The sequence below is a fragment of the Saccharopolyspora elongata genome (assembly GCF_004348985.1).
In the GTDB taxonomy this organism is placed as follows: Bacteria; Actinomycetota; Actinomycetes; order Mycobacteriales; family Pseudonocardiaceae; genus Saccharopolyspora; species Saccharopolyspora elongata.
This window is the reverse complement of sequence record NZ_SMKW01000042.1, coordinates 1-13,420: the sequence shown is the minus strand read 5'-3', so window position 1 is coordinate 13,420 and position 13,420 is coordinate 1. Positions and strand designations below refer to the sequence as shown.

Annotated in this window: 16 protein-coding genes; 6 read left to right on the top strand and 10 right to left on the bottom strand. The window is 70.6% G+C overall.

Features of this window, described 5'->3' with window-relative positions; genetic code table 11:
* Nucleotides 1–437: 437 nt before the first annotated feature.
* Nucleotides 438–1,454, top strand: coding sequence for a TerC family protein (locus E1288_RS27540; protein ID WP_132490010.1), 1,017 nt, complete (start codon nt 438–440; stop codon nt 1,452–1,454).
* A gap of 41 nt (nt 1,455–1,495) precedes the next feature.
* Nucleotides 1,496–1,879 carry a TraR/DksA family transcriptional regulator gene (locus E1288_RS27535; RefSeq protein ID WP_132490008.1) on the top strand — a complete coding sequence of 128 codons (384 nt, stop codon included), beginning with the start codon at nt 1,496–1,498 and terminating at the stop codon, nt 1,877–1,879.
* 4 nt (nt 1,880–1,883) lie between these two features.
* Here E1288_RS27535 and E1288_RS27530 read toward each other — a convergent pair whose 3' ends face one another.
* A complete protein-coding gene (locus E1288_RS27530) occupies nt 1,884–2,846 on the bottom strand; it encodes a GlxA family transcriptional regulator (RefSeq protein ID WP_132490006.1) in 963 nt (320 codons plus the stop codon).
* A gap of 118 nt (nt 2,847–2,964) precedes the next feature.
* Between E1288_RS27530 and E1288_RS27525 the strand changes: the two genes are divergently transcribed.
* Both E1288_RS27525 and E1288_RS27520 read left to right on the top strand, forming a co-directional pair.
* Nucleotides 2,965–3,156 (top strand): hypothetical protein, encoded by a 192-nt coding sequence (locus E1288_RS27525; protein ID WP_207954572.1) that lies wholly within the window; start codon nt 2,965–2,967, stop codon nt 3,154–3,156.
* Nucleotides 3,157–3,328: 172 nt separating this feature from the next.
* Complete coding sequence (locus E1288_RS27520; RefSeq protein ID WP_132490002.1) at nt 3,329–4,171, top strand: alpha/beta fold hydrolase; 843 nt, start codon at nt 3,329–3,331, stop codon at nt 4,169–4,171.
* On the opposite strand, the gene E1288_RS27515 is transcribed toward E1288_RS27520, so the two are convergent.
* The 3 genes from E1288_RS27515 to E1288_RS27505 all read right to left on the bottom strand — a co-directional run bounded on the left by E1288_RS27515 (nt 4,172) and on the right by E1288_RS27505 (nt 7,119).
* The gene (locus tag E1288_RS27515) at nt 4,172–4,912 is read right to left on the bottom strand and encodes an NPP1 family protein (protein WP_132490000.1); all 741 of its coding nucleotides are present in this window, start codon (nt 4,910–4,912) and stop codon (nt 4,172–4,174) included.
* A 231-nt stretch (nt 4,913–5,143) separates the two neighbouring features.
* A complete protein-coding gene (locus tag E1288_RS27510) occupies nt 5,144–6,130 on the bottom strand; it encodes a DUF1015 family protein (protein WP_132489998.1) in 987 nt (328 codons plus the stop codon).
* The gene (locus E1288_RS27505) at nt 6,127–7,119 is read right to left on the bottom strand and encodes an NAD(P)-dependent oxidoreductase (protein ID WP_132489996.1); all 993 of its coding nucleotides are present in this window, start codon (nt 7,117–7,119) and stop codon (nt 6,127–6,129) included. The genes E1288_RS27510 and E1288_RS27505 overlap by 4 nt, the downstream gene beginning before the upstream one ends.
* Nucleotides 7,120–7,357: 238 nt before the next feature.
* On the opposite strand from E1288_RS27505, the gene E1288_RS27500 reads away from it, so the two are divergent.
* Nucleotides 7,358–7,612 carry an SHOCT domain-containing protein gene (locus E1288_RS27500; RefSeq protein ID WP_132489994.1) on the top strand — a complete coding sequence of 85 codons (255 nt, stop codon included), beginning with the start codon at nt 7,358–7,360 and terminating at the stop codon, nt 7,610–7,612.
* A gap of 57 nt (nt 7,613–7,669) precedes the next feature.
* Nucleotides 7,670–8,362, top strand: a complete 693-nt coding sequence (locus tag E1288_RS27495; protein ID WP_132489992.1) for a DUF2306 domain-containing protein — start codon at nt 7,670–7,672, stop codon at nt 8,360–8,362.
* Nucleotides 8,363–8,493: 131 nt separating this feature from the next.
* Here E1288_RS27495 and E1288_RS27490 read toward each other — a convergent pair whose 3' ends face one another.
* From E1288_RS27490 to E1288_RS27465, 6 genes are all read right to left on the bottom strand, one after another.
* Nucleotides 8,494–9,288: an energy-coupling factor ABC transporter ATP-binding protein gene (locus E1288_RS27490; RefSeq protein ID WP_132489990.1), complete on the bottom strand. Its 795-nt coding sequence runs from the start codon at nt 9,286–9,288 to the stop codon at nt 8,494–8,496.
* Nucleotides 9,285–10,139 (bottom strand): energy-coupling factor ABC transporter ATP-binding protein, encoded by an 855-nt coding sequence (locus tag E1288_RS27485; protein ID WP_132489988.1) that lies wholly within the window; start codon nt 10,137–10,139, stop codon nt 9,285–9,287. Before E1288_RS27485 ends, E1288_RS27490 begins: the two co-directional genes overlap by 4 nt.
* A complete protein-coding gene (locus E1288_RS27480; protein ID WP_132489986.1) occupies nt 10,136–10,906 on the bottom strand; it encodes an energy-coupling factor transporter transmembrane component T family protein in 771 nt (256 codons plus the stop codon). The genes E1288_RS27485 and E1288_RS27480 overlap by 4 nt, the downstream gene beginning before the upstream one ends.
* A complete protein-coding gene (locus E1288_RS27475) occupies nt 10,903–11,715 on the bottom strand; it encodes a hypothetical protein (RefSeq protein WP_207954571.1) in 813 nt (270 codons plus the stop codon). Before E1288_RS27475 ends, E1288_RS27480 begins: the two co-directional genes overlap by 4 nt.
* A gap of 276 nt (nt 11,716–11,991) precedes the next feature.
* Complete coding sequence (locus tag E1288_RS27470) at nt 11,992–12,435, bottom strand: acyl-CoA thioesterase (protein WP_132489984.1); 444 nt, start codon at nt 12,433–12,435, stop codon at nt 11,992–11,994.
* Nucleotides 12,410–13,279 carry a helix-turn-helix domain-containing protein gene (locus E1288_RS27465; RefSeq protein ID WP_132489982.1) on the bottom strand — a complete coding sequence of 290 codons (870 nt, stop codon included), beginning with the start codon at nt 13,277–13,279 and terminating at the stop codon, nt 12,410–12,412. The genes E1288_RS27470 and E1288_RS27465 overlap by 26 nt, the downstream gene beginning before the upstream one ends.
* Between the last annotated feature and the right edge of the window lie 141 nt (nt 13,280–13,420).

Genomic DNA, 13,420 nt, shown 5'->3' with positions numbered 1-13,420 from the left:
AAATCGCCCCTGCCCGCTGCCGAGCTCCGTCGGGACGCCTCCTCGGTTCCACTGTCTGATGTGGACCAATCCGGAGGGGCGTCGCTGGGCGTGCGGGTGGGGTGATGTGTCCGGACCAACGTTGACGTCGCCCGGCCGGATGTCGATGATCTCCCGGTACGGGATCGGACAGTTGTCCTTTGTGTATAAGGGAATTAGACGGTTATGCAGTTGAATGTCGGAATCGCGCCAAGTTGGCCGAATGATTCCATTGGTGCGAATATTCCTTGTTCGGTGAAAAGTTCTGCTCCGATCGGGCAGTTTTTCCTATGCCTGCGTCGAATTCTCCCGATGATCCGATTCAGCGATCGAGGTCATACAGTATACTGAATGCAAATTGTCGGGACTGGAATCACGTCCGGTCCCGGCGCGCGTTGGCGCACGGAGGTGACGTGCCGATGAACTTCCCGATGTGGGTGTGGATCGCGACCCTGGCGGCGCTGGCCGTTCTCATCGTGGGCGACCTGGTGTTCGTCGGCCGTCGCCCGCACGCGGTCGGGGTCCGGGAGGCGAGCCTGTGGGTCGCCGGCTACGTCGCCCTCGCGGCCGTCTTCGGCGCGATCCTGCTGGTCTTCGCCGGGCCCACCAGCGGCGCGGAGTTCTTCGCCGGTTACGTGACCGAGTACAGCCTCTCGGTCGACAACCTCTTCGTGTTCGTCATCATCATGTCGCGGTTCGCCGTGCCGAAGGAGCACCAGCATCGCGTGCTGTTCATCGGCATCGTGCTCTCGCTGGTGCTGCGCGGCGTGTGCATCGCCGCCGGCGTCGCCGCCCTCAGCGCCTTCAACTGGGTCTTCTACATCTTCGGCGCGTTCCTCATCTACACTGCGATCAAGGTCGCCAGGGACGGCGCCGGCGATGAGCCAGAGGAGCCGGACAACGCGATCACCCGCGCGCTGCAACGGGTGCTGCCGACGTCCGACTCCTACGACGGCGGCAAGCTGACCACCCGTGTCGACGGGCGGCGGATGTTCACCCCGATGATCGTGGTCGTCACCGCGCTCGGGCTGGCCAACGTCATCTTCGCGCTCGACTCGATGCCCGCGATCTTCGGTCTCACCAAGGACGGGTTCATCATCTTCACCGCGAACGCCTTCGCGCTGATGGGGCTGCGGCAGCTCTACTTCGTCATCGGCGGGCTGCTGGACCGCCTGGTCTACCTCAGCTACGGCCTCGCGGTGGTCCTCGGCTTCATCGGGCTGAAGCTGATCATCGAGGCGTTGCACGGCTCGCACATCGACGAGATCCGCTTCGCCGTCCCGGACATCGGCATCGCCGCCTCGCTGGGCTTCATCGTGCTCACCCTGGCGGTGACGACCGCGGCGAGCCTGCTCCGCTCCCGCTCCGCGGCGAAAGCCCCGGCGGAGAGCGCCGATGCCCTGGAACCGGCGCATAGCGGCGACCGCAACGCCTGAACCGGCGGAATAGGCGGCCGGGCGGCGGCGTTCACCTCGTTATGAACAAGCGGGCGTCGCAGGACGCGCCGTCCCCGCCTGGGCCGCGGACGGCGTCGGAAAGGCTGGCCGAGGAGCGTGCCGGCGCGCTGGCGCGCGTCGAGTCCCTGGAACGCCACCTGGAGTCCATCGGCGAGGTCTCGACGTGGACCGGCACCGACGACGAGCACGATCCGGAGGGCGCGACGCTCGCGTACGAGCGCGCCCAGGTGCAGGGGCTGCTCGCGGATGCCCGCCACGAGCTCGATGAGCTGGACCGGGCCGCAGCGCGCCTGGACAAGGGCACCTACGGGGTGTGCGCGCGATGCGGGAAGCCCATCGCACCGGAGCGCCTGGAGGCGCTGCCGGCCGTGACGACCTGCATCGCCTGCGCCACCCGCCGTTGAGCGCTCACCCCACCTCGGCGGGCCGGGAGAAGGTCCGGCGGTAGTCGCGCGGCGTGACGCCGACGATGCGGCGGAAGTGGTGGCGCAGCAGCGCGGCCGTGCTGAACCCGCACTCGCGCGCGATCTGGTCGATGCCGAGCTGCGTGTCCTCCAGCAGCCGCCGGGCGTGCAGCACCCGCTGGGTGGCCAGCCACTGGTTCGGGGTCGTCCCGGTTTCGGCGACGAAGCGACGCGCGAACGTGCGCTGCGACATCTGCGCCCGTCCCGCGAGGCTGGCGATGGTGTGCTCGTCGTCCAGGCTTTCCTGCAGCCAGCTCAGCAGCGGTTGCAGGCTGTCGCCGGAGCATTCGGGCACCGGCAGGTCGATGAACTGGCGCTGCCCGCCGTCGCGCTGCGGCGGGACGACCATCCGGCGGGCGATCTTCATCGCCGCAGCCGAACCGAGCTCGCGGCGCACCAGGTGCAGGCACGCGTCGATCCCGGCGGCGGTGCCCGCGCTGGTCACGACGTTCCCGTCGTCGACGTAGAGCACGTCCGGGTCTAGCCGGGCGGTCGGGAACCTGCGGCGGAACTCGGTCGCGTAGTACCAGTGCGTCGTGCAGGGTCGGCCGTCGAGGAGCCCGGCCGCGCCGAGCATGAACGCGCCGGAGCACACCGAGAGCACAGTGGCGCCACGGGCGACGGCGTCTCGCAGGCCCGCAAGCGCTTTCGCCGGGTAGATGTCCCGGATCTGGCCGGCCGGGACCGCGACGACATCGGCCCCGTCCAGTCCCTCCAGCCCGTGCTCGGGGACGATGTTCATCCCCACCGACGTGCTCAGCGGCTCTCCCGGGCGCTGCCCGCACACCCGGAACTCGATCGGTGGAACCCCGTCGGCGGTGCGGTCGAGGCCGAAAACCTCGCACAGCACGCCGAGTTCGAACGGAGCGGCGCCGTCCAGGACGACCGCTGCCACGGAACGCAGCATGCCTGAACGATAGCTGGCAGGATTTTGCGGCACAACGGCATCGCTGCCACTGTTGGCAGGAATTGGTCCATCGGAAACTGAGTGCCATCGATCGGACCTCTTCTCGGGGATGAACACGATGCGCACGCCACTTCGTAACAAGCAGCAGAACCGGCTCGCCGGGATCAGGCAGTACCTCGCGACCCAGAACCGGCTGTGGGCCCGCCACCTCGACGCGCTCCAGCCGTGGGAGCAGGAGACCGAACTCCGGTGGGTCCGGAACCCGATCACCCGCCGCTGGGAACTGCGCGGGGGAGTGCTCCCGGGGTGATGCTGCTCGTGAGCGTTTTGGATGGCTATAGCGATCCAAAACGCTCACGAGCCGAACGGGGCGCGGCGAGTCCCTAGTGGACAGTCGCGACGGCGTCCCTGGCGGGACGTACCGACCGGATGGTATGTTGGGCGCGCCCTCGGATGCGGAACCTGACTCGGAGCGACGGCTGATGACGCAGGATGTTTCGGGCCACCACGAACGGATCGACGTCGGACCGCTGACCTTCGACGTCGCCATCGCGGGCGGCGCGCAGGGACGCCCGGTGCTGTTGCTGCACGGCTTCCCGGAGACGGCGCGGAGCTGGGACCTCGTCTCGGCGCGGCTGGTCGCGGCCGGGTTGCGCACGATCGCGCCGAACCAGCGCGGCTACTCGCCCGGTGCCCGGCCCGACGGCGCCGACCAGTACGGGATCGCCCACCTGGTCGCCGACGCGGTGGGCATCATCGACGCGCTGGGTCTGTCCGAAGTGGACGTCGTCGGCCACGACTGGGGCTCGGTGGTGGCCTGGCACCTCGCGGGCTGGCACCCGGACCGGGTCCGCACGCTGACCGCGGTGTCCGTGCCGCACCCGGCCGCCTTCGGCTGGGCGTTGCGCAACGACGCCGACCAGCAGCGCCGCTCCGAGTACATCAAGCTCTTCCGGCAGGAGGGCAAGGCCGAGCATGTGCTGCTGGCCGACGGGGCGAAGCGGCTGCGCGCCGTGTTCAGCGACGACGTCCCCGCGGAGCTGGTGGAGGAGCACATCCGGGTGCTCAGCGAGCCGGGCGCGCTGACGGCCGCCTTGAACTGGTACCGGGCGATGGGTCGCATGGACGAACTCGCGTCCGTGACCGTCCCGACGACCTACGTGTGGAGCACCGAGGACGGCGCCCTGGGCCGGGCGGGGGCGCTGCGGTGCGGCGACCACGTGGCGGCGCCGTACCGATTCGTGCAGCTCGAAGGCATCAGCCACTGGATTCCGGAGGAGGCCCCGGACGCGCTCGCCGAGGCCGTCCTCCAGCCGCCGCAGTGATCACTCGTAGGCGTTGAACTCGACTTCGCCCGGCTTGGCCTTCTCCAGGTTCTGCTCGAAGGCGCCGTCCTTGATCGCCAGGCTGGCCGAGCCGAAGTCGGCTCCGGTCAGCTTGTCCCGGATGCCGGGCGGGAAGTTGTTCCAGCTGACCAGGTCCGGGTACTGCCAGGTCCCGTAGTGGTTCTCCGGCTGCTCGTCGCGGCCCGCCAGGCGGAAGCAGTGCGTGCTGGCGCCGTCCTTGTGGTAGACGATCTTGGGGTGGTTCCCCTCCCAGGAGACCTCGGAAGCGGGCCGCGTGGAATAGTTGCCGTGCGCCGACGTCGACACGTACTTCGCCTCGTCGTCGCGCACCCACACCACGACGTGCTCTATGTCGTGCCGGTGGCCGAAGATGTCGTCCACGCCGCCGAGGGCCTGGTCCTTCTCGAAGTACAGGTCGTAGAGGTACGCGCACCAGCCGTTGTCGACGCACTTGGCGCGGGAGTACGAGTTGGTGTTGTCGAGGTCGGACTGGTCGTGGCAGTTCCCGTCGAGCGCGCCGGAGGGCTTCAGGCCCTCGGCGATCAAACCGTCGGGGCCGATCGCCGGGGTGGGGTAGCAGCCGTCGCCGTCGTAGTCGAAGGCCGGCTGCCACTTGCCGTCGACCTCGTCGAAGCTCGCGGGCAGCGCCGCGGGCGGTTCTGCGTAGGCGGTCCCCGGTAGCCCGACGACCAGCAGCGCGGCTCCGGCGATGGCGGTCAACGACCGCCTGCCCGGCCGCGATCGGCTTCGGCGCCCGGCCGGTGCGCCGTTCGGGCGTGCGGCTTGCTTCGTTCGCGGTCTTTCCCCCGCGGCGTTCTCCAGCACGGCGAAACCTCCTGATCGACGCGTCGGCGCGTGATCGTAATGCGGAATCTGCCGTGCGGGCAGGGGTTTTGCGGTCCGGTGTCCCGTCGGGAAGTGAAAGGTGCCCTAGCTGTGCCGGAAACTCGTTCAGATGAGCGGGCGGAGGAACAGCTCCGCAGTCGGTTTCGGGTCGAACCAGGTCGACTTCGGCGGCATCGGCAGGCCCTCGTCCGAGGTGGTCAGCACCTGGTCGATCGTCGGCGGGTGCGGGATCAGGCGGAACGCGTTCCGGCCGCCGCACCAGCAGGCCTCCACCGCGTGCTGCCTGTCGGCCGCGGCCTCGCCCGCGGTGAGGTCGTGCAGCTTCGGCAGGATCTCCTGCTCGATGGCGAAGGCGTCGAGAACGCCCGAGGCGCGCAGCCGCAGGCGGTACCACCGGTCGCCGAGGCCGACCGCCACCACGCCGGGTTCCGTGTCCGCCGCAGGGGATTCCTCGATCCGCTCGGTCAGCGGATGCTCGGCGAGGCGGTCCAGCACGTCCCGCGCGGTGTTGTCCGGCGCCAGGGCGAAGCAGCGGTGGTAGCCGAGGATGCGCATCTCGTCGCTGGGGAACAGCGCCGCGAGCGTGAAGGCGCTCGGGTGGTCGGAGCCGAGGCCGCGCCGGGCGGCGTAGCGATCGGCGGCCAGCATCCGGTGGTGGCCGTCGGCGATGTAGAGGTTGCCGATGCGGCCGATCTCGTCGCACAACGCCCGCGCGCCCGCTTCGTCGCGCCGGACCCACACCGTGTGCGTGGCGCTCCCGTCGTGCAGCCGCGCCGTTGGAGCGGCCGAAGTGATGTCGGCGATCGACAGGTGTCCTCTGTGGACGAGCATGACCGGCATCCGCTCGACCCCGGTTGCCTCGGCTTGCTCTTCGAGCTCGCGCACCCGGGCCGGTTGGGTGGCTTCGTGGCGGCGGATCCGGCCGCCGCGGTAGTCGTCGACCGACACTTCGACCACGACACCGGTCTGCCGGTGCCCGCCGGATTCCAACCGGTAGACCACCACTGCCGGTCCGAGGTCTCCGCTCCCGCGCAACAGCGCGCGCGGCGGCCGGGCGGTGATCCCGGCGCCGTCCTGCCGGGTGGCGTTCACGAGCGTTCGCCGGAATGCGTTGCGGGTTGCGGGTTCACGCAGTGCAGCACCGTGCCCGACTCGAACGCATCCACCATCCGCACCACCTCGGCGGCGACCGCCTGCTGCGCCTGCTCGGTGGACGCCCCGATGTGGTGGGTGCCGTAGACGTTCGGATGCCGGGCCAGCCGGGACTCGATGCGCCCGGTGCTCGTCGCCGGCTCGTCCGCGTAGACGTCGACGCCGACGCGGATGTCCTTGTCCGCCATGGCCTCGATGAGCGCCTCCTCGTCGACGAGTTCCCCGCGCGAGGTGTTGAGGATGATCGTGCCAGGCTGCACGTGCGCCAGCAGGTCGGCGTCGATCAGGTGCCGCGTGGCGTCGGTCGCGGGCGCGTGCAGGGAGAGCACGTCGCAGGTGCGGGCGAGGGTGGTCAGGTCGTCGACAAAGCGAACGCCGATCGCGTTCGCGTGCTCCAGCGTCTCCGGCGCGCGTCCGGGCTTGGCCACGGCGTGCACCGCCATCCCGAACGCCGCAGCGCGTTCGGCGAAGGCCAGGCCGATCTGGCCGAGGCCGATGACGCCGACCCGGCGGCCGAAGATGCCGCGTGCGCGCGAGTAGCGCTTCTTGTCCCAATGCCCGGCCCGCAGGTCGGCGACGTTGTCGCAGATGTTGCGATCCAGCGCCAGCAGCAGCGCGAACGCGAGCTCGGCCACCGCGGCGGCGTTGCGCCCGGGCACGTTGCAGACGCGGATCCCGAGCCGGGACGCCGCTTCGCAGTCGATCGTGTTGGTGCCGGCTCCCGCCCGGATGACCAGCCGCAGGCCGTCGGCGCGTTCGAGCGCGGCGGCTGCAACCCGGGTGCTGCGGACCACCAGTGCGTCGAACCCGTCGAGCCGGTCGGGGAGCTGATCGGCGGTGGTGTCCGGCCGGTAGGCGCAGTCATGGCCGTGGTCGGCCAGCTCCGCGAGGTGCGCGGCCGGGAACGCGTCGGCGAGCAGGATCCTCATCGGCAACTCCCACCTGGACCGGAAGCGGCGTCGGGATTGTTCCTCAATGCGCATCGAGCTGCGCATGGCGCAATGGTGACCGCCGGGGAGAAGCGGCGTCAACACCCGATCCGCGGTGCTGCGTACGCCGGCTACGTCGTGCGCGGTAGTCCGGGTGTCGCTCGGTGGCCGACGACAGCGCCGCCCGCCGGGCCGAGACTCGATCCGACCAACGGGAGCGGTTTCGGAGGTGGCAGTGATGTTGACCGAGTTCTTGGTGCAGTGGGGCCCGAATCCCGGCTGGCACGGGCCGCAGGGCGGCCCGGGATGGCTGATCGGCCTGTTCTTCCTGGTGCTGGTCGCCGCGCTGATCGCGACGGTGGTCTGGCTGGCGGTTCGCCGGCCGCGGCGGCGCTCCGCCGTCGAGCGGGCGAAGGAGATCCTGGCCGAGCGGTTCGCCAAGGGGGAGATCGGCACCGACGAGTACCGCGAGCGGCTGACCGAGCTGGGCTGATCTCCGGTGGCCGCCGGGACCGGGGTTCCGGCGGCCACCCCGACGGAAGGCGGAACGATGACGGCGAAATCGGGAGTGCGGAGATCGGTGCGGCGCGGCTGGCTGCTGCTGACCACCGCGGTCGTCGGCGGCACCGCGCTGGTCGTGCCGTACGTGCTCCTCGACGTGGACGCGAGCCGGATCCAGGTGCGCGGCGAGGCGCACTGGATCCTGCTGCTCGTGCACATCTTCACAGCGGCGGTCGCGCTCGTGCTCGGGCCGCTGCAGTTCATCCCCGCGCTGCGGGCTCGCCGCCGGCTGCACCGGGTGGTCGGCCGGGCCTATCTGCTGGCCGGGGTGCTGCCGGCGGGCCTGACCGGCATCCCGGTGGCGCTGCTGGCCGAGCACGCCCTCACCAGGGTCGGCCTGCTCATCCCGGCGGTCGGCTGGCTGGTGACGGGCGCGCTGGCGGTCCGGGCCGCGCGGCGGCGCGACTTCGCGGCCCACCGGGCGTGGATGATGCGCAACTACGCGCTGACGTTCCTGGCCGTGACGTCGCGCATCGTGGTGCCGCTGCTGCTGCTCGCCCAGTTCCCGTTCATCGGCGCGATGTACGGCGGCTCGGTCCCGGCGGCGGTGGACATGACGATCCCGATCGGCCAGTGGCTGGGCTGGATCATCAACCTGACCATCGTGGAATTCGTCCTCCGCCGCGAGAGAACCCGCCCGATCCCCAGCTCGCAGGGCCGCCCCGAGGCAGCACGTGCGTGAGTGCCTGGGTCGCGATGCTGGCCCCGCAGCTGCGAGGTTCGCGTTGCGGCTGGTCACGGGGCCGTGAGTCTTTGGGCTGCTATGGCGACCCAAAAGACTCACGGCCGGAGTGCCTGCGGCAACGTTGCTCCTCACCTGGTCAAGTATTCGGTGAAGGTGGTGACCGAGGTGGTCGGGGGCAGCGCCAGGGCTTGGGACAGGCGGAGGATCTGGGGAGATTCCAGGGCCGCGTTCCGCACCGCTTCTTCGTCGGCGAAGGCTTGGTCCGGTGGGGCGTCCGACAGGACTCGGCCGGCCGACATCGAGATCACCCGGTCGAAGTTCTCCGCGCAGAAGTCCATGTCGTGGGTGATCGCCACGACCGTTTTGCCTTGGCCGTGAAAGGTTTCGATGAGCTTCGCGATGTTCTGGACCGCATTGTGGTCCTGGCCCGTGGTCGGCTCGTCGAGGACGACGATCGGGGTGTCCATCGCGAGGACCGCGGCCAGGGCGGCGCGTTTGCGGTCCGACAGGGACAGTTCGTACGGGTGCGTATCGGCGCGGTCGATGAGGCCGGTGGCTTCGAGGGCCCAGGTCACCAGTTCCGCCCGGCGAGACTGCGGGTGGCCCAGGTTCCGGGGCCCGAACTCGACGTCCTGGCGGACCGTTCGGGCGAACAGCTGCTGATCCGGGTTCTGGAACAGGTAGCCGACCTTGGTCGCCAGCTGGGCGATGGTGTGGTCCGCGGTGTCCCAGCCGTCGACCACCACCCGGCCCGCCGTGGGCTTGATCACGCCGTTGAGGTGACGCACCAAGGTCGTCTTGCCCGCGCCGTTCTGGCCCACCACGGCCACTTTCTCGCCCGCGCGGATACTCAGCGAAACGCCGTCCAGCGCCGTCACGCCGCTCGGGAAGCGGTAGACCAGCGATTCGATCTCGATGCTCATCGGGTTTCTCCCAGCGCCTCGGTGAAGCCGGCGACGGCGGTCGGCAGGGTGACCGGCAGGTCCCGGCCCGCGGGCCAGCGCCCGAGTTCGGCCGCCCTGCGGGCCGCGTCGGTGAACCGCGTCGTGCCGACGCCCCACTCGGGCAGGCGAGGATCGGCCAGGACGCGCTCCGGTTCGCCGTCGAGCCGGACCGAACCTTCGGCGAGGACCAGAACGCGGTCGGCGTACTCCGCCAGCTGTTCGAGCTTTTGCTCGATCAGCAGCACCGTGATGCCCGTGCCGCGCAACTCCTCCAGGGCCGCGAACACCAGGCGGCTGCCCGCCGGATCGAGCTGCGACGTCGGCTCGTCGAGCACCAGCACCCGCGGCTTCATCACCAGCACCGCCGCCAACGCGACGAGCTGCTGCTGGCCGCCGGAGAGCTCGTACGGCGAGCGCTCCGCGAGGTGGGCGATCTGCAGCCGCTCCAGCATCCCGTCGATGCGGTCGACCATCTCCGTGCGCGCCACGCCGAGGTTCTCCAGCCCGAAGGCCAGTTCCGCGCGCACCGAGTACTTCGCGCCCGAGATCTGGTTGAACGGGTTCTGCAGCACCAGCCCGACCTCGGTGACCACCTCGGCCAGCGGTGTGTCCGCCACGACCCGGCCCGCGGTGGTGACGCGGCCGGTGAAGTCGCCGCCCAGCGCGTGCGGGATCAGCCCCGCCGCGGCATAGCCCAGCGTCGACTTGCCCGCGCCGCCGGCGCCGACCAGCCCGCACACTTGGCCCTCCGGGATCGCCACCTCGATGTCGCGCAGCACCGGAGCGGTGCTCGTCGGATAGGCGTAGCTGAACCGGCTGAACTCGATCACGAGAACACTCCAAGCGCGTTGGCGGCCAGGGCGGCGGCCGCGCAGATCCACAACGCCCAGCGCGCCACCCGCTGCCCGACCGAATCCGGGATTACCTCGAAGTTGGTGCGCCTCGTCGGGGCGCCGAAGGCACGCGCTTCCATGGCGATCGCCCGCTCTTCGACGTCGGTGAAGGCGCCCAGCACCAGCGGCCCGACCAGCGGCAGCAGCGTCCGGGCGCGGCGCACCGGGCCGCCGTCGAGCGCGAGGCCGCGAGCCTGCTGGGCCTGTCGGATCAGCTGCGCGCGGGCCCGGAAGGTGGGGATGATCTGCAGCGTCGCGGACACCACGTAGCTGATGTTGGGCGGCAATCCGCGTTGCACCAGCGCGGTCATCAGGCTGCTGGGGTGCGTGGTCAGCAGCAGGAACAGGAATGCGTCGACCAGCACCAGCAGTCTGAGCCCCGTCTGGGTGGCGAACAGCAGCCCGTCCTGCTGCACCTGCAGCGGGCCGAACTCGGCGAGCACCGGTCCTTCGCCGGGGTAGAACAGGCCCTGCGCGAGGAAGATCAGCAGCAGGAACGGGGCGAAGAACTTCAGCGTCACCGAGCCGAACCGGCCCAGCACTCCCGCCGTCGCGGCCGTCGCGGCCAGCAGCAGCCACAGCAGCGCGGGGAACCAGACCGCGTTGATGGCGAAGGCGGCGATGATCACGACGATCGCGAAAACCAGCTTGGTGATCGGGTTGAGCGCGTGCACCCTGGAGTCGCCGAACTGGTAGAAGGTCATCGCGTCAGCCCTTCCAGCACCGCGGTGCGCCGTCCGAACACCGCGTGCCTGCGGACGAACGGCGAGCGTTCCCGGAACCTCGCCGGTAGCGCGGCGAGGATCAGGAAAGCGATCGCGAAGGTGACCACCTTGTCCAGCGGATCGGTGGCGAGCCCGGTCAGCGTCGCGGCGTCCAGCAGGCTGTTGCCGAAGGCCTGGAAGGCGGCCTGCAACGCGGTGCGGCCCGGCGAGCCGCCGCCGCCGAAGACGAACGCCGCGATCGGCGCGGAGAGCATCCCGGCGACGACACCGGCGAGCAGGCCCGCGGGCAGCGCGGTCCACAGGCTGCGGAACGCGCCGATGCGGGCGACCAGCCCCGCCAGGACGCCGATCGCCGCGGCGGCGACCGAGAACGGTAACAGCGGCGGCGAGATCGTCAGGCCCCAGATGATGTTGGACAGCGCCCCGGTCGCTGCGCCCGCGGCGGGCCCGGCGAGCGCGCCGACGATCACGGTGCCGATCGAGTCCAGGTACACCGGCAGGCCCAGCATGTTGACCAGTTGCCCGATCACCACGTTGATCGCGATCGCCACCGGCAGCATCGCCACCGTGGAGGTCGGCAACCGGGCGCTGGCGCCGGCGATGACCAGCAGCGAGCCGATCAGGTAGCCGCCGAGCGCGATCAGCGCGGCGGAGCTGCCGTGCCCGCTCTCGTGCAGGCTCGACGGTCGCTCGATCAGGAGGTAGAGGTAGGTCGCCAGGATGACGGCGGTGCCTGCGGCGACATAACCCCACGGCGGCAGCCGGTGACCAGAGTGGACGGTGCTCATGGGCATTCCTCCCGCGCCGGCACGACCGGAGCGCCGAGCGGCCCTGGACGGGCGATAACCAGCGACGACGGGCGGCAGCCAGCCACTGCAAGCGTTTGCAGCAGCTTCCCACACAGTTCCCCGCCGGTAAACCCCGAGCTTGCCCGGCGTTCCCGCGAAGTTCGGCCGGCACGCGGTTTCGGGTGCTGCTGAAGGGAGTTCCGGCGGTTTTGCGCGCGACGGGCTTCCAGCGCGATGTTTCTGCAGTGATCAGCGGAAACCCGCTGTGGAAGTGGTTTACAGGCCCAGCAGTTGCGGGCGGGTGGCCAGCTCGCGCCAGTAGCGGGCCGGGTCGGCGACCAGGCGGCGCCGGGTCAGGTCCAGGAGGCCTGAGACGCTTTCGACCTCCGCGACCAGGGTGCCGTCCGGGGCGCGGAGTTCCTGCACGACGCGGGACGTCTTGCCGTCGCCCCACTGGAAGGCGCACGTCACCTCGACCTGGTCCAGCGGTCGCAGTTCGCGGTGGAAGCGGACGGTGGTCTCCAGGTTGACCGGGCCCACGTCGTGCTGGGCGCGCAGTCGCTCGGGGTCGACACCGGCGGCGGCGAGGCACGCCCACCGGGCGTGGTCGCCGTAGGCGAGGTACGCGGGCCCGCGCACGTGGCCGTTGACGTCGAGGTCGTCGCTGCGGACCGCGATGGTGATGCGGAAGGCTTCAGCGGTTTCGGAACGGGTTGTCACGGGGCCCGATCCTGGCCGTCCCGGGCCGTGCCGTCTGGAACTTTTCGGCCAACGCGTCCTGCCGGGTCCAGCTGCGCACCAGCGCAGCGGGCGATGAGCCGGACAGCAGGCGGCATTCGCGTCCCAGGTGTGACTGGTCGGCGTAGCCGAGCTCGGCGGCGACGACCGCCAGCGACGTGCGTCCGCGCGCCAGCGCGGGCAGGCGGCGGTGGAACCGCTGGAAGCGGAGGATGCGTTGCAGTTGCTTGGGCCCGCACCCGGTTTCGCGTCGCAGGAGCCGTCGGAGTCCTCGTTCGCTGATGCCGAGCTCGTCGGCGACGTCCGCGGGTTTCGCCCCTGGCGTAGCAAGACCGTGCGCCGCAGCGATGGCCCGTGGGTCCGGCTGGACATCTCGCAGCCGCTCGGCGACCAGCGCTTCCAGCACGTTTCGCCGCGCCTCGAAGGACTTCGACGCTGCCAGCAGCTCTTCGGCCCGCCCCGCTCGCCGTCCCCACAGGTCGGCAAGCCTCGTCGTCCCGGCCGGTAGCTCGGAAAGCCCGTGGCCCAGCAGCGAGCCAGCGCCGCCGCGGCGCAGCCGCAGGCCCAGCGTCCGGGCGGTTCCAGGCAGCCAGCGGCGTTCCGGGGCTCCGGCGGTGATTACCACGTCGAGGCTGCGCCCGTCCCACACCAGGTCGGCGCAGCCGTCCGGGAGGATCCGCAACTCCCGGTCCCAGCCGGCGAATCCCTGCCAGCAGAGCGAGACCGTGCTCGAAACCTCTTTCGCAGGGCCGAATTCGCGGTAGTGCGACCACCGCGTGCCGGTTCCGGCGGGCGAGGCGGCCCAGGGGCGCAGCGGGATTCCCATGCGCCCAGCATGCCTCGTTATGCGCTCGGCGGCGCGGTCGATTCGCCGCTGGGCGGTGGTTGCGAGCTGCTCGGCGGCGGCACCGAGCTCGTCGGTGGCGGCTCGGACGACGGCGGTGGCGGCTCCGACGACGTCGGCGGT